This is a genomic window from Streptomyces sp. NBC_01463 (genome assembly GCA_036227345.1).
Taxonomy (GTDB): Bacteria; Actinomycetota; Actinomycetes; order Streptomycetales; family Streptomycetaceae; genus Streptomyces.
Genome location: CP109468.1, coordinates 5,476,075 through 5,495,787, shown reverse-complemented (window position 1 = coordinate 5,495,787; position 19,713 = coordinate 5,476,075). Strand labels below are relative to the sequence as shown.

Below are 19,713 nucleotides of genomic sequence, written 5' to 3'. Positions count from 1 at the left end.
GCGGACAGGACCGTGAAGGAGCGAGAATGAACGACACTCCGGGCTGGGCCTCGCCCGGATCTGCCCCCTCCGACGGCCAGGAGGCGGGCGTTCCCCGTCCCTCCGAGCCGGTCGACGGCAGCGGACCTGCGGGAAACTGGTCTTCCACGCAGCCGCCCGCAGGGCAGTGGTCCCCGCCGAGCCATACCGGAACCGGCCCCGGCACACCGCCTCCCCACCCGGGCTGGGGCGTTCCGCCGCAGGGTCCGGGCTGGGGCCGGCCGCCGGCGGCCAAGCCCGGCGTCATCCCCCTCCGGCCGCTGGGCGTCGGCGAGATCCTGGACGGTGCCGTCTCCACCATGCGCGCGCACTGGCGCACGGTTCTCGGCATCACCCTCGCCGTCTCCGTGGTCGCCCAGACCGCCATCCTGCTCGTGCAGGAGTACCTGCTGCCCGAGCCGCCCTCGCTCGACCGGAACGCGACCGGCTCGGAGGCGCTCCGGCAGGCCACCGACTCGCTCCGCTCCAGCCTGCTCAACAGCGCCCCGCCGCTGCTCATCTCGATGCTCGCCACGATCTTCACCACGGCGGTGCTGACCGTGGTGATCAGCCGCTCGGTGCTGGGCCGTCCCGTGACGCTCTCCGACGCCTGGGCCGAGGCACGGCCCCGGCTGCTCCCGCTGCTGGGCCTGACCCTCCTGCTGGCCGTGATGGCCGGAGTCATCATGACCGCGGGAATCCTCCCGGGCTTTCTGATCGGTGACACCGCGGGTGTCGGTCTCGCCTTCCTCGGACTGCTCGCCGCAGGCGGCGTGTTCCTCTGGCTGATGGTCCGCTTCTGCCTCGCCTCCCCGGCCCTGATGCTGGAACGGCAGTCGATCACCGCATCCCTGAAGCGCTCGGCCAAACTGGTCCGCGGCGCCTGGTGGCGGACGTTCGGCATCCTCGCGCTCACCTGGCTGCTGACGATCATCGTGATGGTGGTGATCGGCATCCCGTTCGGCCTCATCGCGGTGGCCGTGGACGACGGCAGCCTGAGCTCCTTCCTCACCGACGGCGCCACCAGCTTCGGCTGGCCGTTCCTGATCGTCTCCGCCGTCGGCGACGTGGTCATCGCGACGATCACCTATCCGCTCTCCGCCGGAGTCATGGCCCTGCTCTACGTGGACCAGCGCATCCGGCGCGAAGCACTCGACCTCGACCTCGCCCGGGCAGCCGGTCTGCCGGGCTACGACAACAGGAGCTGACACCGTGTCGGGGGCGGGCGGCACCACACCAGCACGACTGCTGATCCGGGCCAGCGGCGACATACCCGTGGACACCCCACGGGTACCCGCCCGCGAGGCGGCACGCCATGAGCTGTCCAAGCCGATGTACCACGAGAACGATCCGAACCCGTTCCAGCGCGCCCTGGACCATGTGTGGACCTGGATAGGCGATCTCCTCTCCTCCGCCTCCGGTGCCGCCCCGGGCGGACCCGCCGGGCTGATCGTGCTCGTACTGATCGTCATCGCACTCATCGCCGCGCTCCTGTGGCGCCTGGGCACCCCGCAACGTGGCCAGCGAACAGCGGACGCCCTCTTCGAGAACGGTCCCCGCAGCGCGCCGGAGCACCGGGCCGCCGCCGAGGCCCACGCCGCGGCCGGCCGCTGGAACCAGGCGGTCCAGGAGCGGATGCGTGCCATCGTCCGGTCCCTGGAGGAACGCACCCTGCTCGACCCCCGCCCCGGACGCACGGCCGACGAGGCCGCCGTGGAAGCAGGCCGCACACTGCCCGCGCACGCCGCACGGCTCCGGGCGGCGGCCCGGGAGTTCGACGACGTCACATACGGCGGCCGCTCCGCCGGCCAACAGGCATACCTGACCGTGCGCGCCCTGGACCTCGACCTGGAGTCCGCCACCCCGGAACTGACCGGCGCACTCCGAGGAGCCGCCGAATGACCACGGTCGGCCCCCCTCCCACCCCCATCTCCCCCTCCACCTCTGCCTCCCTCACCCCGCACCAGGTCTGGACCCGCACCCGCGGACTGCTGCTCGCCGTCCTCGTGCTCGTCGCCGCCGGCATCGCGCTCGCGGCCACCCGGTCCGGAGAGCAGCACGGCCGGCTCGACCCCCGCTCCGCAGACCGCTACGGCAGCCGGGCCGTCGCCGAACTCCTCAAGGACCAAGGGGTCTCCGTCCAGGTCGTCACCACGTTGCATGCCGCCGCGTCCGCGGCAGGCCCCGACTCCACGCTGCTCGTCGCCGGCCCCAATCTGCTGACGCCGTCCCAGCAGAGCGTGCTTCGCACCACGACCACCGGCCGAGGCGGCCGGACGGTGCTCCTCGCCGCGGGGCCGCCCTCGGTGGGCAGACTGGCTCCCGGCGTCCGCGCGAAATCCTCCGTCCCGGTCTCCGCACGCTCCCCGCAGTGTTCCGACACGGCCGCCCGCCGGGCCGGTGACGCCGAGACGGGCGGCTTCCGCTACACGTCGGACGGCTCCGCCTCGGACGGCCTCGACACCCTCGCCTGTTACCCGGCCGACGGCCTGCCGTCGGTGCTCTTCCTGAAGCACCCCGCATCGGGTGACACCGTCCTGCTCGGATCCCCCGATCTGCTCTACAACGACCGCCTGGACAACGAGGGCAACGCCTCCTTGGCCCTTCAACTCCTCGGCTCCCGACCGCATCTCGTCTGGTACCTCCCCTCACTCAGTGATCCCTCCGCCGCGGACAGCAGCGGAGGCCAGGACAACGGCACGGACGGCGACAGCGCGGAAGGCGAAAGCGGCTTCCTCGACCTGATCCCGTCCGGCTGGCTCTGGGGCACCCTGCAACTCGCTCTCGCCGCAGTGCTGGCCGCCATCTGGCGGGCACGACGCCTGGGCCCCGTGGTCACTGAACGGCTCCCCGTGGCCATCCGCGCCTCGGAATCCACCGAAGGCCGCGCCCGCCTCCAGCGCAAGGCGAACGCCCGCGACCGGGCCGCTGCCTCACTGCGTCATGCCACCCGCGCCCGCCTCGCCCCCCTCGTCGGGGTCTCTCCGCGCGACGCCCACTCCCCCGAGACGCTCCTCCCCGCTGTGTCCGTACGGCTCAGCCCGGCCGACAGCGACCCGCGCGAGTCGCTCTTCGGCCCGCCCCCCTCCGACGACGCCGCACTCGTCCACCTGGCAGCCCAACTCGACACCCTCGAAAGAGAGGTCCGTACCTCATGAGCGCCCCGCCCCCTATCCCTACCGGGACAACCGGGACCGTCAGCAGCGACGACACGGCCCGTGCCTCCCTGGAAGCGTTGCGCTCCGAGATCGCCAAAGCCGTGGTCGGCCAGGACCCTGCGGTCACCGGACTGGTTGTCGCCCTGCTCTGCCGAGGCCACGTCCTGCTCGAAGGAGTCCCCGGTGTGGCCAAGACCCTCTTGGTGAGGGCCCTCGCGGCATCACTCGAACTCGACACCAAACGCGTCCAGTTCACCCCCGACCTGATGCCCAGCGACGTCACCGGGTCACTCATCTATGACGCACGCACCGCCGAGTTCTCCTTCCAGCCAGGACCGGTCTTCACCAACCTGCTGCTCGCTGACGAGATCAACCGGACCCCTCCCAAGACGCAGTCCTCCCTTCTGGAGGCAATGGAGGAACGCCAGGTCACGGTCGACGGAACGCCCCGTCCTCTGCCCGACCCCTTCCTCGTCGCCGCCACGCAGAATCCGGTCGAGTACGAGGGCACGTATCCTCTGCCGGAAGCCCAACTGGACCGATTCCTGCTCAAGCTGACGGTCCCGCTGCCTTCTCGCGAGGACGAGATCAGCGTCCTGACCCGTCACGCCGATGGCTTCAATCCCCGCGATTTGCAGGCGGCGGGGATACGCCCGGTCGCGGGCCCGGCCGACCTGGCAGCCGCACGCACCGCCGTCGCCAAGACCACGGTCTCTCCGGAGATCGCCGGCTATGTCGTCGATATCTGTCGTGCCACGCGTGAATCCCCCTCGTTGTCTCTCGGAGTCTCCCCCCGAGGTGCCACTGCTCTGCTCTCCACGGCGCGCGCCTGGGCCTGGCTGACCGGCCGCGACTACGTAACCCCTGACGACGTGAAAGCCCTGGCCCTTCCCACGCTCCGGCACCGCATTCAGCTGCGGCCCGAGGCGGAGATGGAGGGAGTCACCCCCGACTCCGTCATCACCGCTGTTCTCGCCCACGTCCCCGTACCCCGTTGAGGCGGTGAATGGTGGCTCTCACCGGACGCACCGCCCTGCTCGCCGCTCTGGGGTCACTCCCTGTAGGCATCCTGGCCCCGAGCTGGACGGGCATGCTCGCGGTCAATGCCCCGCTCTCTCTAGCAATTCTGTGCGACTACGCCCTGGCAGCGCCAGTACGTACGCTTCGGTTCACCCGATCTGGCGATACAAGCGTTCGACTCGGTGACAGCGCGAAAGTGCAACTCACCGTAGTCAATCCTTCCCGCCGCCTCCTGCGGGCACACCTCCGCGACGCCTGGCCTCCCAGCAGTTGGCTGCCGGGTGCGGATGCGACCGCGTCCCGCCACAAACTGCGAATCCCTCCGGGCGAGCGTCGCCGTGTCACCACGCTGCTGCGACCGACCCGCCGCGGGGACCGCCAGGCCGAACGGATCACCCTCCGCTCCTACGGACCGCTGGGTCTCGCCTCGCGCCAGGGGACCCATCGCGTTCCGTGGACGGTACGTGTCCTCCCGCCGTTCACCAGCCGCAAGCACCTTCCGTCCCGCCTGGCCCGACTGCGCGAACTCGACGGGCGAACAAGCGTCCTCACCCGGGGTGAGGGCACTGAATTCGACAGCCTGCGCGCCTACGTCCCCGGCGACGACACCCGCTCGATCGACTGGCGGGCCACTGCCCGTCAGTCCGCTGTCGCGGTACGGACCTGGCGCCCCGAACGCGACCGTCATGTCCTCATCGTTCTCGATACCGGCCGCACGTCGGCGGGGCGGGTCGGTGACATCCCGCGCCTCGATGCATCGATGGACGCGACGCTGCTCCTCACGGCTCTCGCCACCCGCGCGGGGGACCGTGTGGACTTGCTCGCCTACGACCGGCGGGTACGCGCCCAGGTGCGGGGCCGGGCAGCCGGCGAGGTGCTTTCCGCCATGGTCGATGCCCTGGCGCCGCTGGAGCCGGAACTCGTGGAGACCGACGCGCGGGGTCTCAGCGTCGCCGCTCTGACGAACGCCCCGCGGCGCTCCTTGATCGTGCTGCTGACCGGTCTGGACGCCGCCCCCGTGGAGGAGGGCCTGTTGCCCGTCCTGCCTCGTCTCACCCAGCGCCATACCGTGCTGGTGGCGTCGGTGAGGGATCCGCACATCGAGGAGATGGCCGGCGCGAGAGGCACAGTGGACGCGATCTACGAAGCCGCTGCCGGGGCCGAGGCTCAGGAGCGACGGCGACGGACGGCGGCCCAGCTCCAGCGTCACGGTGTGGTGGTCGTCGATGCCACTCCGGACAGCCTGGCACCGGCTCTCGCCGATGCCTACCTGGCTCTCAAGGCGGCGGGCCGGCTGTAGCAGCCGTCCCGGACCCGCAATGGTCCGGGACGGGGTCCGTTCCGGAATTATGGCCCGTAAACGCGGAAAAGCCCCGTGCCACAAGGGCACGGGGCTCAACCATTCTAAAAGGAGTTCGGCGGCGTCCTACTCTCCCACAGGGTCCCCCCTGCAGTACCATCGGCGCTGAAAGGCTTAGCTTCCGGGTTCGGAATGTAACCGGGCGTTTCCCTAACGCAATGACCACCGAAACACTATGAAATTAACCAACACCGGAACAAAACACGGCCGTTCGTTATTTCAGAACTAACACAGTGGACGCGAGCAACTGAGGACAAGCCCTCGGCCTATTAGTACCAGTCAGCTCCACCCGTTACCGGGCTTCCACATCTGGCCTATCAACCCAGTCGTCTACTGGGAGCCTTAACCAATCAAGTTGGTGGGAATACTCATCTCGAAGCAGGCTTCCCGCTTAGATGCTTTCAGCGGTTATCCTTTCCGAACGTAGCCAACCAGCCATGCCCTTGGCAGGACAACTGGCACACCAGAGGTTCGTCCGTCCCGGTCCTCTCGTACTAGGGACAGCCCTTCTCAATATTCCTACGCGCACAGCGGATAGGGACCGAACTGTCTCACGACGTTCTAAACCCAGCTCGCGTACCGCTTTAATGGGCGAACAGCCCAACCCTTGGGACCGACTCCAGCCCCAGGATGCGACGAGCCGACATCGAGGTGCCAAACCATCCCGTCGATATGGACTCTTGGGGAAGATCAGCCTGTTATCCCCGGGGTACCTTTTATCCGTTGAGCGACAGCGCTTCCACAAGCCACTGCCGGATCACTAGTCCCGACTTTCGTCCCTGCTCGACCCGTCGGTCTCACAGTCAAGCTCCCTTGTGCACTTACACTCAACACCTGATTGCCAACCAGGCTGAGGGAACCTTTGGGCGCCTCCGTTACTCTTTAGGAGGCAACCGCCCCAGTTAAACTACCCATCAGACACTGTCCCTGATCCGGATCACGGACCCAGGTTAGACATCCAGCACGACCAGAGTGGTATTTCAACGACGACTCCACAACCACTGGCGTGGCCGCTTCAAAGTCTCCCACCTATCCTACACAAGCCGAACCGAACACCAATATCAAACTATAGTAAAGGTCCCGGGGTCTTTCCGTCCTGCTGCGCGAAACGAGCATCTTTACTCGTAGTGCAATTTCACCGGGCCTATGGTTGAGACAGTCGAGAAGTCGTTACGCCATTCGTGCAGGTCGGAACTTACCCGACAAGGAATTTCGCTACCTTAGGATGGTTATAGTTACCACCGCCGTTTACTGGCGCTTAAGTTCTCAGCTTCGCCGACCCGAAAGTCAGCTAACCGGTCCCCTTAACGTTCCAGCACCGGGCAGGCGTCAGTCCGTATACATCGCCTTACGGCTTCGCACGGACCTGTGTTTTTAGTAAACAGTCGCTTCTCGCTGGTCTCTGCGGCCACCCCCAGCTCAGGAAGCAAGTTCCCTCACCAGTGATGGCCCCCCTTCTCCCGAAGTTACGGGGGCATTTTGCCGAGTTCCTTAACCATAGTTCACCCGAACGCCTCGGTATTCTCTACCTGACTACCTGAGTCGGTTTAGGGTACGGGCCGCCATGAAACTCGCTAGAGGCTTTTCTCGACAGCATAGGATCATCCACTTCACCACAATCGGCTCGGCATCAGGTCTCAGCCTTAATGTGTGACGGATTTACCTACCACACGGCCTACACCCTTACCCCGGGACTACCACCGCCCGGGCTGGACTACCTTCCTGCGTCACCCCATCGCTTACCTAGTACAAGTCTGGTTCGTCGGCTCCACCACTACCCTCAACTCCGAAGAGATCGGGCCGGCTTCACGGACTTAGCATCGCCTGATTCAGTATTGGGCGTTTCAAAGCGGGTACCGGAATATCAACCGGTTGTCCATCGACTACGCCTGTCGGCCTCGCCTTAGGTCCCGACTTACCCTGGGCAGATCAGCTTGACCCAGGAACCCTTAGTCAATCGGCGCACACGTTTCTCACGTGTGTATCGCTACTCATGCCTGCATTCTCACTCGTGAACCGTCCACAACTCGCTTCCGCGGCTGCTTCACCCGGCACACGACGCTCCCCTACCCATCCACACAGGCGTTGGCCCTATATATGTGAATGACACGACTTCGGCGGTACGCTTGAGCCCCGCTACATTGTCGGCGCGGAATCACTTGACCAGTGAGCTATTACGCACTCTTTCAAGGGTGGCTGCTTCTAAGCCAACCTCCTGGTTGTCTCTGCGACTCCACATCCTTTCCCACTTAGCGTACGCTTAGGGGCCTTAGTCGATGCTCTGGGCTGTTTCCCTCTCGACCATGGAGCTTATCCCCCACAGTCTCACTGCCGTGCTCTCACTTACCGGCATTCGGAGTTTGGCTAAGGTCAGTAACCCGGTAGGGCCCATCGCCTATCCAGTGCTCTACCTCCGGCAAGAAACACACGACGCTGCACCTAAATGCATTTCGGGGAGAACCAGCTATCACGGAGTTTGATTGGCCTTTCACCCCTAACCACAGGTCATCCCCCAGGTTTTCAACCCTGGTGGGTTCGGTCCTCCACGAAGTCTTACCTCCGCTTCAACCTGCCCATGGCTAGATCACTCCGCTTCGGGTCTTGAGCGCGCTACTAAATCGCCCTATTCGGACTCGCTTTCGCTACGGCTTCCCCACACGGGTTAACCTCGCAACACACCGCAAACTCGCAGGCTCATTCTTCAAAAGGCACGCAGTCACGACGCACCGAGTAAACTCGATGCGCGACGCTCCCACGGCTTGTAGGCACACGGTTTCAGGTACTATTTCACTCCGCTCCCGCGGTACTTTTCACCATTCCCTCACGGTACTATCCGCTATCGGTCACCAGGGAATATTTAGGCTTAACGGGTGGTCCCGCCAGATTCACACGGGATTTCTCGGGCCCCGTGCTACTTGGGTGTCTCTTAAACGAGCCGTTAATGTTTCAGCTACGGGGGTCTTACCCTCTACGCCGGACCTTTCGCATGTCCTTCGCCTACATCAACGGTTTCTGACTCGTCTCACAGCCGGCAGACTATGAAAAAGAGATCCCACAACCCCGCATGCGCAACCCCTGCCGGGTATCACACGCATACGGTTTGGCCTGATCCAGTTTCGCTCGCCACTACTCCCGGAATCACGGTTGTTTTCTCTTCCTGAGGGTACTGAGATGTTTCACTTCCCCTCGTTCCCTCCACACTGCCTATGTGTTCAGCAGCGGGTGACAGCCCATGACGACTGCCGGGTTTCCCCATTCGGACACCCCCGGATCAAAGCTTGGTTGACAGCTCCCCGGGGCCTATCGTGGCCTCCCACGTCCTTCATCGGTTCCTGGTGCCAAGGCATCCACCGTGCGCCCTTAAAAACTTGGCCACAGATGCTCGCGTCCACTGTGCAGTTCTCAAACAACGACCAGCCACCCATCACCCCACCCTTACAGGCGAGTTCACTGGGGCCGGCAACCGAAGGACGACCTTTACGGCCGTACCTTCAGATACCCAACAGCGTGCCCGACCCGACCGATCACCCTCACGTTCCACGCCGAAGCAGTACTAGTGAAAACAACCTGTCGTGCCGAATAGTCAACGTTCCACCCATGAGCAACCAGCACCGAACATTCGCCGGTGTACTGGCCTCTGACCGAACCGAAGTTCGGTAAGAAGTGCTCCTTAGAAAGGAGGTGATCCAGCCGCACCTTCCGGTACGGCTACCTTGTTACGACTTCGTCCCAATCGCCAGTCCCACCTTCGACAGCTCCCTCCCACAAGGGGTTGGGCCACCGGCTTCGGGTGTTACCGACTTTCGTGACGTGACGGGCGGTGTGTACAAGGCCCGGGAACGTATTCACCGCAGCAATGCTGATCTGCGATTACTAGCAACTCCGACTTCATGGGGTCGAGTTGCAGACCCCAATCCGAACTGAGACCGGCTTTTTGAGATTCGCTCCGCCTCGCGGCATCGCAGCTCATTGTACCGGCCATTGTAGCACGTGTGCAGCCCAAGACATAAGGGGCATGATGACTTGACGTCGTCCCCACCTTCCTCCGAGTTGACCCCGGCAGTCTCCTGTGAGTCCCCATCACCCCGAAGGGCATGCTGGCAACACAGAACAAGGGTTGCGCTCGTTGCGGGACTTAACCCAACATCTCACGACACGAGCTGACGACAGCCATGCACCACCTGTCACCCGACCACAAGGGGGGCCGTATCTCTACGGCTTTCCGGGCGATGTCAAGCCTTGGTAAGGTTCTTCGCGTTGCGTCGAATTAAGCCACATGCTCCGCTGCTTGTGCGGGCCCCCGTCAATTCCTTTGAGTTTTAGCCTTGCGGCCGTACTCCCCAGGCGGGGAACTTAATGCGTTAGCTGCGGCACCGACGACGTGGAATGTCGCCAACACCTAGTTCCCAACGTTTACGGCGTGGACTACCAGGGTATCTAATCCTGTTCGCTCCCCACGCTTTCGCTCCTCAGCGTCAGTAATGGCCCAGAGATCCGCCTTCGCCACCGGTGTTCCTCCTGATATCTGCGCATTTCACCGCTACACCAGGAATTCCGATCTCCCCTACCACACTCTAGCCTGCCCGTATCGACTGCAGACCCGGGGTTAAGCCCCGGGCTTTCACAACCGACGCAACAAGCCGCCTACGAGCTCTTTACGCCCAATAATTCCGGACAACGCTTGCGCCCTACGTATTACCGCGGCTGCTGGCACGTAGTTAGCCGGCGCTTCTTCTGCAGGTACCGTCACTTTCGCTTCTTCCCTGCTGAAAGAGGTTTACAACCCGAAGGCCGTCATCCCTCACGCGGCGTCGCTGCATCAGGCTTTCGCCCATTGTGCAATATTCCCCACTGCTGCCTCCCGTAGGAGTCTGGGCCGTGTCTCAGTCCCAGTGTGGCCGGTCGCCCTCTCAGGCCGGCTACCCGTCGTCGCCTTGGTAGGCCATTACCCCACCAACTAGCTGATAGGCCGCGGGCTCATCCTTCACCGCCGGAGCTTTTAACCTTCCCCCATGAGAGAGAAAGTATTATCCGGTATTAGACCCCGTTTCCAGGGCTTGTCCCAGAGTGAAGGGCAGATTGCCCACGTGTTACTCACCCGTTCGCCACTAATCCACCCCGAAAGGCTTCATCGTTCGACTTGCATGTGTTAAGCACGCCGCCAGCGTTCGTCCTGAGCCAGGATCAAACTCTCCGTGAATGTTTTCCCGTAATCGGGTAGACACACACGAGAGCGGAACGGTCAGGTCGGAATAAGACCGACCGTTCACTGTGTCCTCGCTGTGTTCATTGCCTACCAGGCCGGTAAAGGCCTGCTAGGACTTTCAAAGGAACCTCGAACCTGCTGAAGCAGGTCGGGGTATCAACATATCTGGCGTTGACTTTTGGCACGCTGTTGAGTTCTCAAGGAACGGACGCTTCCTTTGTACTCACCCTCTCGGGCTTTCCTCCGGGCGCTTCCCTTCGGTCTTTCGTGTCCGACTCTATCAGACTCTTTCGTGTCCGATTCCCGGTCGAAGCGGGCCTCGCATTTTCCGCTTTCCAGTTCTTCGCTTTCGCGTTTCCCTTTCCGGCGGTTCCAACCTTACCAGACTCATTTCGTTCCGTTTCCGGTTCGAATTTGAATTCTGGTGGCCGTTGAAGTGGCCTTGCCTTTCGGCTGATTCGACTTTATCAGAAGCATTTCGGCCGAACTAATCGGCTTCATGTTCCAGAGAGTGGGAATCAACGGCTCTGCGGAAATCCAATTTCCGGTAAGAGCGAAGCAAATCTAACCTGCTGGGCCCGAACTTGTCCAGTTCGAGGCAACCGTTTGAATCTACCTCCCCCAGTCCTCCGTGTCAACGGTTTTTTGGGGCGAGGAGGAGACTAGCAGCTCAGCAGGGGCGTACGCACATCAGGTGGCGACCGGCAGCTCGGCACTTCGTTCGGCTGCTGCGAGGTCGCCCGCGTCACCGGCTCGGGCCGCTCGGCCGCCCAGGATGTAGACGTAGGCGAGGAAGGCCAGCTCGGCCGCGATACCGATGGCGATACGAGCCCAGGTCGGGAGGCCCGAGGGGGTGACGAAGCCTTCGATGACGCCCGAGACGAACAGGACGACGGCCAGTCCGATGGCCATACCGATGGCTGCTCGTCCTTGTACTGCCAGGGCCGTACGCCGGGTGTGGGGTCCGGGGTCGATGACCGTCCAGCCCAGGCGGAGGCCCGTACCCGCCGCGACGAAGACCGCCGTGAGCTCGAGCAGTCCGTGCGGCAGGATCAGGCCGAGGAACGTGTCGAGCCGCCCCGCCGACGACATCAGACCGATGCCCACGGCCAGGTTGAGCACGTTGACGAAGAGGATCCAGATCACCGGGACGCAGAGGAACGCGCCCAGGACCAGGCACATGGCGGCGGCCTGGGCGTTGTTCGTCCAGACCTGGGCGGCGAACGAGGCCGCCGGGTGGCTGGAGTAGTACGTCTCGTACTCCCCTCCCGGACTGGTGAGCCGGCGAAGGTCCTCCGGGGCGGCGATGGCCGACTGGACTTCCGGATGGGTTCCGATCCACCAGCCCATCAGCGCGGCCAGCAGGGCGGAGAGGACGGCCGTGGGTATCCACCAGTGCCGGGATCGGTAGACCGCTGCGGGGAATCCCGCCGTGAGGAAGTGCGCGGCATCGCGCCAGGAGGCGCGGCGGGTTCCCGTCACCGTGGAGCGGGCCCGGGCCACCAGTTGCGTGAGACGCGCGGTGAGCAGCGGGTCGGGGGCGCTGGACTGGATCAGGGAGAGATGGGTGGCCGTGCGCTGGTAGAGGTCGACGAGTTCGTCGGCTTCCGCGCCGGTGAGCCTGCGGCCGCGGTGCAGGAGGTGGTCCAGACGGTCCCACTCGATGCGGTGGGTGTTGACGAAGACGTCGAGGTCCATGGGCGGCTGCTGCTCCAGGCATGGGTGCGTACGGGTCCGTACAACTGCGGCGCGTTGCGGGTCAGCTTGGCAGACTGTGGGCGCGAGGGGCAGGGATGGTCGGCGAAGGGTGGGCGGCGATGAGTGAGCTGGTGACCGGGGACGCGGTCGTGCTGGGGTTGCGGCCGGCGAAGTTGCCGAGCCGGGCGCTGGCTCTGGTCATCGATCTGGCGGTGGTGGGGACGGTCTTCGTCATGGTGTCGATCGGACTGGCCATCGCGACGGCCACGCTCGACGACGCCGCGGTGGCCGCGGTGTCCGTCGCGACGTTCCTGCTGGTTCTGGTCGGGGGCCCGATCGCGGTGGAGACGCTCAGCCACGGCCGTTCACTGGGGAAGCTCGCCTGCGGGCTCCGGGTGGTGCGGGACGACGGGGGGCCCATCCGGTTCCGGCATGCGCTGGTGCGCGGGGCGATGGGCGTCGTGGAGATCCTCGCGACGCTCGGTGTGATCGCCTCCGTCGCGTCCCTCGTTTCGGCGCGCGGGCGGCGGATCGGGGATGTGTTCGCGGGGACGCTCGTCGTACGGGAGCGGGTGCCGGCGGGCAGGGCGGCTGCCGTGCCGCCTCCCCCTCCCTGGCTGGTCGGGCGGTTCGCCGGACTGGACCTGTCGGCGGTGCCCGATGATCTGTGGCTGGCGGTACGGCAGTACCTGACGCGGATGCACCAGCTGGACGCCACCGTGGGACGGGCCATGGCCGAACGGCTGGCCGGGGAGGTCGCGGCACGGACCGGGGTTCCGGCGCCGGAGGGTGTACCCGCCGCCGCGTTCCTGGCCGCTGTGGTGAACGAGCGGCAGGTGCGCGATGCGCGCCGGACGTTCGCCGCGGTCCGTGGGCCTGGAGCGGGTTCCGTCGGAGGTCCTGTGGGGGGTTCTGCGGGGGTTCCTGTCGGGCCTGTCGATGTATCCGGAGGGCCGGTCAGTGTGCCCGGAGGGCCGGTCGGTACGGAGTCCCTGCCGCTGCCCCTGTCTCAGCCGCATTCTCGACCGCAGTCTCAGCCTCAGCCAGGGAAGACGGCTGCTTCCGGTGCGGAGGTCCGGCCCGCGGCCACCGGATTCGCCCCGCCCGCCTGAGCGATGGGCCTCAGCGGTCCGAGGGCGGGGACTCCAGCTCTTCGAGCTCGATGCCGGGGGCCGACAGGACCACGTCGCCGGCGATGTGGACGCTGTGCTGCTCACCGGTGTCCAGGGCGCTGACCTGGTATTCGTCCACGGTCAGGGGGCCGTTGTCAGTGGGGTGCGCTTCACTGTTCACCAGGGCCCAGGACTGGTCGACGGTACGAGGGGCGAGGACCGGGTCCGTGAAGGTGACGACGCGGAGTCGGGTCGAGGGGGAAGCGGGGGTGAGGCGGAGCAGCCGTGCGGTGGCGACGAGGAATGCGGGGGACGTGCCGGCGAAGGCATGGGCGCGGACATTGCCTTCGGTGGCATGGGTGCCGGTCGGGTCGGTGCGTACCCAGGTGACGCCTTCGAGGGCGGCGCCTCGGACCTGCCAGCTCGCGGCATGGAGTTCGAGACGGATGGGGCGGCCGAGTTCGTCGAGTGTGAGATCCACGGATCCGAGGTGATCGCCGGACGGGGCGGTCGTCTGGGAGACGTAGCGCCAGCCGGAGGGGCCGGGCGCGCAGTGGAAGTGTTCTTCGCCGAGGGGGGTGTGGTCGTGGAGATCGTGGAGCGAATATCGGCCGCGGGGCATGGGGTCCTTCGGGTTCCTCGGGCTGTGCGGGTGCGGTACGGCGCAGGCCCCCGACACGGGGGTGCGGGGGCCTGCGTGCGTAGCTGCTGCTGAGTCACCGGTCCTGCGGACGCGCGCGCGTCCGCAGGCACTGCGGGGGCTGCCGGTGGCCGGTCGTCACTGACCGGTGGTGAAGTGACGGGTCACCGGCAGGCCGTCGCAGGTGGTGAAGGTGTCAGTAGCGGTAGTGGTCCGACTTGTACGGGCCCTCGACCTCGACGCCGATGTACGCGGCCTGCTCGGGGCGCAGCGTCGTCAGCTTCACGCCGAGGGCGGCGAGGTGGAGACGGGCGACCTTCTCGTCGAGGTGCTTGGGCAGCACGTAGACGTCGGTCGGGTACTCCTCGGGCTTCGTGAACAGCTCGATCTGGGCCAGGGTCTGGTCCGCGAACGAGTTGGACATGACGAACGAGGGGTGGCCGGTGGCGTTGCCCAGGTTCAGCAGGCGGCCCTCGGAGAGCACGATGAGGACCTTGCCGTCGGCGAACGTCCAGGTGTGGACCTGCGGCTTGACCTCGTCCTTGACGATCCCGTCGATCTTCGCGAGGCCGGCCATGTCGATCTCGTTGTCGAAGTGGCCGATGTTCCCGACGATGGCCTGGTGCTTCATCCGGGCCATGTCGGCGGCCATGATGATGTCCTTGTTGCCCGTCGTCGTGACGAAGATGTCGGCCTGCTCCACGACGTCGTCGAGGGTGGCGACCTGGTAGCCGTCCATCGCCGCCTGCAGCGCGCAGATCGGGTCGATCTCCGTGATGATCACGCGGGCGCCCTGGCCCCGCAGGGACTCCGCGCAGCCCTTGCCCACGTCGCCGTAGCCGCAGACGACGGCGGTCTTGCCGCCGATGAGGACGTCGGTGGCGCGGTTGATGCCGTCGATCAGGGAGTGGCGGCAGCCGTACTTGTTGTCGAACTTCGACTTGGTGACCGCGTCGTTGACGTTGATCGCCGGGAACAGGAGGGTGCCGTCACGGTGCATCTCGTACAGCCGGTGCACGCCGGTCGTGGTCTCCTCCGTGACACCACGGATCTCGGAGGCCAGCTGGGTCCACTTCTGCGGGGACTCACCGAGGGTGCGGTTCAGCAGGGTGAGGATGTACGCGTACTCCTCGCTGTCCGCGGTCGACGGGTCCGGAGCGGCGCCCGCCTTCTCGAACTCGACGCCCTTGTGGACGAGGAGGGTGGCGTCACCACCGTCGTCGAGGATCATGTTCGGACCACCGGTGGGGGTGTTCGGCCAGGTCAGGGCCTGCTCCGTGCACCACCAGTACTCCTCCAGGCTCTCGCCCTTCCAGGCGAAGACCGGGACGCCGGCGGGGGCGTCCGGGGTGCCGTTCGGACCCACGGCGATGGCCGCGGCTGCGTGGTCCTGGGTGGAGAAGATGTTGCAGGAGGCCCAGCGGACCTCGGCGCCGAGGGCGACCAGGGTCTCGATCAGCACGGCGGTCTGCACGGTCATGTGCAGCGAACCGGTGATGCGGGCGCCGGCCAGCGGCTGCGCGGCGGCGTACTCCTTGCGGATCGACATCAGGCCGGGCATCTCGTGCTCGGCGAGGGTGATCTCCTTGCGGCCGAAGGCTGCGAGGGAGAGGTCGGCGACCTTGAAGTCCTGTCGATTGGCGACCGTCGTCATAACGGGGCTGCTCCTCGTGATGGGTTCGAGGGTGGGTAGGGCGGCTCTGCGGCGGCGGGCACACGAATGCCCGAGCGCTCGCAGCGCAGTCCGTCGGAGGCCCTCTCTCCCTCGGCCGGTCCGGCGTACGGACCGATCGACCGCCATCAGCAGCGACGTCTGACACTGCGGTCGAATCTACACCGAACGGCCCAGCCGCTCCCAGCCCACCGGGTCCAGGAGCGGCCTCATCGGGGTATCGGGTGCGGTCAGTGGCCGGAATCCGTCGGTTCTGCCGGGGTGTCGGGGGCGGCGGATGCGTCCGGGGTGCCGGATGCGTCCGGGGTCTGGTCGGACGAGGGGACGGCCGGGGAGGACCCGCCCGGCTCCTTGGCCGGGTTGGTGCCGGCCCTGGCCGCCGCCTCGTTGTAGATGTCCGGCTCCAGGTAGATGACCCGGGCGATCGGCACGGCCTCGCGGATACGGGACTCCGCGGCGTTGATGGCGTTGGCGACCTCGGTGGCGGTGTCGTCGTGCTGGACCGCGATCTTGGCTGCGACCAGCAGTTCTTCCGGACCGAGGTGGAGCGTACGCATGTGGATGATGCCGGTGACGGTGTCGCCGTCGACGACCGCGGCCTTGATCTTCTCGACCTGGTCGGTGCCGGCGGCCTCACCGAGCAGCAGGGACTTCGTCTCGGCCGCCAGGACGATCGCGATGACGATCAGCAGGATGCCGATGCAGAGGGTGCCGATGCCGTCCCACACGCCGTCGCCGGTTCCGAGCGCCAGGCCGACGCCGGCGAGGGCCAGGACCAGGCCGATCAGCGCGCCGAAGTCCTCCAGCAGCACGACGGGAAGCTCCGGTGCCTTCGCCCGGCGGACGAACTGGGTCCAGGTGAGGGCGCCGCGGGTCTCGTTCGACTCCTTGATCGCCGTACGGAACGAGAAGCTCTCGGCGATGATCGCGAAGACCAGAACGCCGACCGGCCAGTACCAGGCCTCGATCGCGTGCGGGTGCTTGATCTTCTCGTAGCCCTCGTACACCGCGAACATGCCACCGACCGAGAACAGGACGATGGAGACGAGGAAGGCGTAGATGTAGCGCTCGCGCCCGTAGCCGAAGGGGTGCTGGGGGGTGGCCTCGCGCTTGGCCTTCTTGCCGCCGAGCAGCAGCAGGCCCTGGTTGCCCGAGTCGGCCAGCGAGTGAACGCTCTCCGCGAGCATCGACGACGAGCCACTGAACAGGAACGCCACGAATTTGGCCACTGCGATCGCGAGGTTGGCGCCGAGTGCCGCCACGATCGCCTTGGTTCCGCCTGACGCACTCATGGGTGCCTGGTGTCCCTTCGTTCGGTGCTGCGGCTCCGGCGGCCGCGGTACGGCCGGACATTGTTGCAGTCCATGGTGCGGACGGTACGTCAGGCCACCACAGTGGCGCGGAACAGTGTGCCCGTACCGGACACTTCGGCCTTCTCGCCGGCCGGTACGAACACCGAGTCGCCCGGTACGAGGCCGAGCTCGCCGGCCTTGGGCGTGCCCGCCGTGCAGAGCAGGATCTGGGGCGTGGCCGCGGTCAGGTCGACCGGGGCGGCGCCGGGTGAGAGGTCGAAACGCGAGAGCCGGAACTCGTCGACCGGCGTCTCGTACAGCTCCTCGCCGGACGGGGACGCCTCGGGCCGCAGGATTCCCGGATCGGTCGCCTCGAAGCGGACGATGCGCAGGAGTTCGGGTACGTCGATGTGCTTGGGCGTCAGCCCGCAGCGCAGCACATTGTCCGAGTTCGCCATGATTTCGACACCGAGGCCGCCGAAGTAGGCGTGCGGGACGCCGGCGTCGAGGAACAGGGCCTCTCCGGGCTGGAGTTGTACGTAGTTCAGCAGCAGGGCCGCGACGACGCCGGCGTCGCCCGGGAAGTGGTGCGCGGCGCGTGCGTACGGGGCGTAGCTGCCACCGATCCGTTCGGCGGCGGCCGCCACGGCCGTCACCGTCTCCGCCATCTGTGCCGGGTCCGCGGTGAGGATCGCCGTGAGGACCTCCCGCAGGGCCGCCTCTTCGGGGTGGGCGCGGAGCAGATCGGCGTACGGCTTGAGGGAGTCGACGCCCAGCGCCTCCATCGCCTCGGCCGCCTCGACGGGCCGGCGGAAGCCGCACAGGCCGTCGAAGGGGGTGAGCGCGCAGATCAGTTCGGGCTTGTGGTTGGCGTCCTTGTACACGCGGTGGGGGGCGTCGATCGGGACGGACCGGCGCTCCTCGTCCGCGTATCCCTCCTGTGCCTGGGCGAGGTCGGGGTGGACCTGGAGGGAGAGCGGGGCACCGGCGGCGAGGAGCTTGAGGAGGAAGGGCAGCCGGGGGCCGAACTTCTCGACGGCGGGCCGGCCGAGTTCGCGTGCCGGGTCGGCGGCGATGACGTCGGTGAGGGCCTGCTCGGCGGGAGCGGTGTCTGTGCCGGTGCGGGTTATCCGGGAGGGGGCTCCCGGGTGCGCGCCCATCCACATTTCCGCCTGGGGTTCGCCGGTGGGGGCGACGCCGAGCAGGTTCGGGATGGCCGTGGTGGAGCCCCAGGCGTACGGGCGCACGGTGTTGGAGAGCCGGTCCATGGAAATCGTCCTCGTGCCTTGTGAGATGCGTGGCGGTGTTGTGCTGCGTAGCGGTGTGTTGCGCGTGAGGGGGGTGGTGCGTGTGTGGGGTGGTGCTGTGGTTCAGGCGCGGGCTGCCGAGGCGAGGGCCAGGTAGACGGCGGCGAAGTCGGTGACCGCGAGGAGCTCCGCGAGGGCTTCGAGCTTGGTGCCCTCCTCCGGTTCCAGCTCGCTGATCGCGGTGTCGTGGCCCAGGGCCAGCTCCCGGGCCGCGGGGGCCGCGCTCAGGCCGCCGGTGGGACGGTCGCGGAGCAGGACGACGCGGGCGTGGAGGGGTTCGGACTCCTCGACCCGGTCGCGGAAGAAGTCGTCGGGGTCGGCCCCGGCGGCGAACGCGCCCGCCAGCAGGGCCCCGTGGGCGGGAAGCGCCTCGGGGAGTTCGGCGGCGAGGGCCGGGCGGCCGGACAGCTCGGCCAGCACCGCGGCGAACCGTCGCCCGACCGGGCCGGCGGCGTCGCCCTCCGTCCAGATGAGGGGCAGGCTGTCCGCGAGTTCGGCGGCGAGGGTCTTGGCCGGGTTGCTGTACGTGGCGATCGCCGGTCCGCAGCGCTCCGCCGTGCGGTCCAGGCGGTCGGCGACGCCCTGCAGCGCATCGGCGGGGGCGGTGACCAGGCCGACGCGGTCGAGGAGCGCGAGCAGCGGGGTGAACAGGGCCCAGAGCGTGCCGGGGCCGGCCGCCGAGGTCTCGGCGTCGTACTCGCCGTGCGGGGCGGAGGCCATCGGTACGACGAGGCCGTGCACCCCGTCGACCGCCTCGCGCAGCGGTGACTGCCGGGGCGCGACGGCGACGACGGTGCAGCCGCGGCGGTACGCCTGCTCGGCGAGGAGGGCGAGGCCCGGTTCGGAACCGTCGGCCGTGACGACGAGGAGCAGATCGACGGAGCCGGCCCAGCCGGGCAGCGTCCATCGCATCGCGCCGGCGGCCGGGGCGACGCCGGTCGGGTGGATGCGTGTGACCGGGGCGGAGGCGCCGGCCAGGGCCGCGATCAGGTCGGCGACGCCGGTCGCGGCGGTGCCGGAGCCCGCGACGAGGACGGCGCGGGGGCGGCCCTCCGGGTTCAGCGCGCTGATGCCGGCCTCCGTCGCGTGCCGGGCGGCGGTGCGGACCCGGGCCCCGGACTCGGCGGCGCCGCGGAGCAGACCGCGGCGGTCGGCTCGGGCCAGGGCTTCCGGGGCGTCGAGCAACGACTCGTCGAGCATGGGGACGGTCCTCCGATCACGTGCCGATCA

12 protein-coding genes and 3 rRNA genes are annotated in these 19,713 nt (G+C 66.8%); 6 read left to right on the top strand and 9 right to left on the bottom strand.

Features of this window, described 5'->3' with window-relative positions:
* The first annotated feature begins 26 nt into the window (after window positions 1-26).
* Genes OG521_24425 through OG521_24405 form a run of 5 tightly spaced genes read left to right on the top strand, consistent with a single transcriptional unit; the run spans window position 27 to window position 5,496 of the window.
* Window positions 27-1,226: a glycerophosphoryl diester phosphodiesterase membrane domain-containing protein gene (locus OG521_24425; protein WUW23744.1), complete on the top strand. Its 1,200-nt coding sequence runs from the start codon at window positions 27-29 to the stop codon at window positions 1,224-1,226.
* 4 nt (window positions 1,227-1,230) lie between these two features.
* On the top strand, window positions 1,231-1,920 hold the full coding sequence (locus tag OG521_24420; GenBank protein WUW23743.1) for a DUF4129 domain-containing protein: 690 nt from the start codon (window positions 1,231-1,233) through the stop codon (window positions 1,918-1,920).
* On the top strand, window positions 1,917-3,176 hold the full coding sequence (locus tag OG521_24415) for a DUF4350 domain-containing protein (protein ID WUW23742.1): 1,260 nt from the start codon (window positions 1,917-1,919) through the stop codon (window positions 3,174-3,176). Before OG521_24420 ends, OG521_24415 begins: the two co-directional genes overlap by 4 nt.
* Entirely contained in the window at window positions 3,173-4,174 is a 1,002-nt protein-coding gene (locus OG521_24410) for a MoxR family ATPase (GenBank protein WUW23741.1), read from the top strand. The genes OG521_24415 and OG521_24410 overlap by 4 nt, the downstream gene beginning before the upstream one ends.
* A gap of 11 nt (window positions 4,175-4,185) precedes the next feature.
* The gene (locus OG521_24405) at window positions 4,186-5,496 is read left to right on the top strand and encodes a DUF58 domain-containing protein (protein WUW26786.1); all 1,311 of its coding nucleotides are present in this window, start codon (window positions 4,186-4,188) and stop codon (window positions 5,494-5,496) included.
* 113 nt (window positions 5,497-5,609) lie between these two features.
* Here OG521_24405 and rrf read toward each other — a convergent pair.
* From rrf to OG521_24385, 4 genes are all read right to left on the bottom strand, one after another.
* Window positions 5,610-5,726: ribosomal RNA gene (gene rrf / locus OG521_24400) — 5S ribosomal RNA — on the bottom strand.
* 79 nt (window positions 5,727-5,805) lie between these two features.
* A 23S ribosomal RNA gene (locus OG521_24395) occupies window positions 5,806-8,930 on the bottom strand.
* A 300-nt stretch (window positions 8,931-9,230) separates the two neighbouring features.
* Window positions 9,231-10,756, bottom strand: a 16S ribosomal RNA gene (locus tag OG521_24390).
* The 16S, 23S and 5S rRNA genes sit together here, the layout of an rRNA operon.
* A 696-nt stretch (window positions 10,757-11,452) precedes the next feature.
* The gene (locus OG521_24385) at window positions 11,453-12,460 is read right to left on the bottom strand and encodes a stage II sporulation protein M (protein ID WUW23740.1); all 1,008 of its coding nucleotides are present in this window, start codon (window positions 12,458-12,460) and stop codon (window positions 11,453-11,455) included.
* Between the two features lie 119 nt (window positions 12,461-12,579).
* On the opposite strand from OG521_24385, the gene OG521_24380 reads away from it, so the two are divergent.
* Window positions 12,580-13,572 carry an RDD family protein gene (locus tag OG521_24380; protein WUW23739.1) on the top strand — a complete coding sequence of 331 codons (993 nt, stop codon included), beginning with the start codon at window positions 12,580-12,582 and terminating at the stop codon, window positions 13,570-13,572.
* A gap of 10 nt (window positions 13,573-13,582) precedes the next feature.
* Here the strand turns inward: OG521_24380 and OG521_24375 are convergent, their stop codons facing one another.
* The 5 genes from OG521_24375 to OG521_24355 all read right to left on the bottom strand — a co-directional run bounded on the left by OG521_24375 (window position 13,583) and on the right by OG521_24355 (window position 19,683).
* Window positions 13,583-14,194: a hypothetical protein gene (locus tag OG521_24375; protein WUW23738.1), complete on the bottom strand. Its 612-nt coding sequence runs from the start codon at window positions 14,192-14,194 to the stop codon at window positions 13,583-13,585.
* Between the two features lie 214 nt (window positions 14,195-14,408).
* A complete protein-coding gene (gene ahcY / locus OG521_24370) occupies window positions 14,409-15,866 on the bottom strand; it encodes an adenosylhomocysteinase (protein WUW23737.1) in 1,458 nt (485 codons plus the stop codon).
* A 248-nt stretch (window positions 15,867-16,114) separates the two neighbouring features.
* Window positions 16,115-17,176, bottom strand: a complete 1,062-nt coding sequence (locus tag OG521_24365) for a cation diffusion facilitator family transporter (GenBank protein ID WUW23736.1) — start codon at window positions 17,174-17,176, stop codon at window positions 16,115-16,117.
* 89 nt (window positions 17,177-17,265) lie between these two features.
* Window positions 17,266-18,444, bottom strand: a complete 1,179-nt coding sequence (gene manA / locus OG521_24360) for a mannose-6-phosphate isomerase, class I (protein ID WUW23735.1) — start codon at window positions 18,442-18,444, stop codon at window positions 17,266-17,268.
* A gap of 102 nt (window positions 18,445-18,546) precedes the next feature.
* Entirely contained in the window at window positions 18,547-19,683 is a 1,137-nt protein-coding gene (locus OG521_24355) for a mannose-6-phosphate isomerase (GenBank protein WUW23734.1), read from the bottom strand.
* Window positions 19,684-19,713: the final 30 nt, after the last annotated feature.

Coding starts and splice junctions, on each gene's coding strand:
- OG521_24425 (WUW23744.1), top strand. CDS start 27: ATGAACGACACTCCGGGCTGGGCCTCGCCCGGATCTGCCCCCTCCGAC.
- OG521_24410 (WUW23741.1), top strand. CDS start 3,173: ATGAGCGCCCCGCCCCCTATCCCTACCGGGACAACCGGGACCGTCAGC.
- OG521_24385 (WUW23740.1), bottom strand. CDS start 12,460: ATGGACCTCGACGTCTTCGTCAACACCCACCGCATCGAGTGGGACCGT.
- ahcY (WUW23737.1), bottom strand. CDS start 15,866: ATGACGACGGTCGCCAATCGACAGGACTTCAAGGTCGCCGACCTCTCC.
- OG521_24355 (WUW23734.1), bottom strand. CDS start 19,683: ATGCTCGACGAGTCGTTGCTCGACGCCCCGGAAGCCCTGGCCCGAGCC.
- manA (WUW23735.1), bottom strand. CDS start 18,444: ATGGACCGGCTCTCCAACACCGTGCGCCCGTACGCCTGGGGCTCCACC.
- OG521_24380 (WUW23739.1), top strand. CDS start 12,580: ATGAGTGAGCTGGTGACCGGGGACGCGGTCGTGCTGGGGTTGCGGCCG.
- OG521_24365 (WUW23736.1), bottom strand. CDS start 17,176: ATGAGTGCGTCAGGCGGAACCAAGGCGATCGTGGCGGCACTCGGCGCC.
- OG521_24415 (WUW23742.1), top strand. CDS start 1,917: ATGACCACGGTCGGCCCCCCTCCCACCCCCATCTCCCCCTCCACCTCT.
- OG521_24375 (WUW23738.1), bottom strand. CDS start 14,194: ATGCCCCGCGGCCGATATTCGCTCCACGATCTCCACGACCACACCCCC.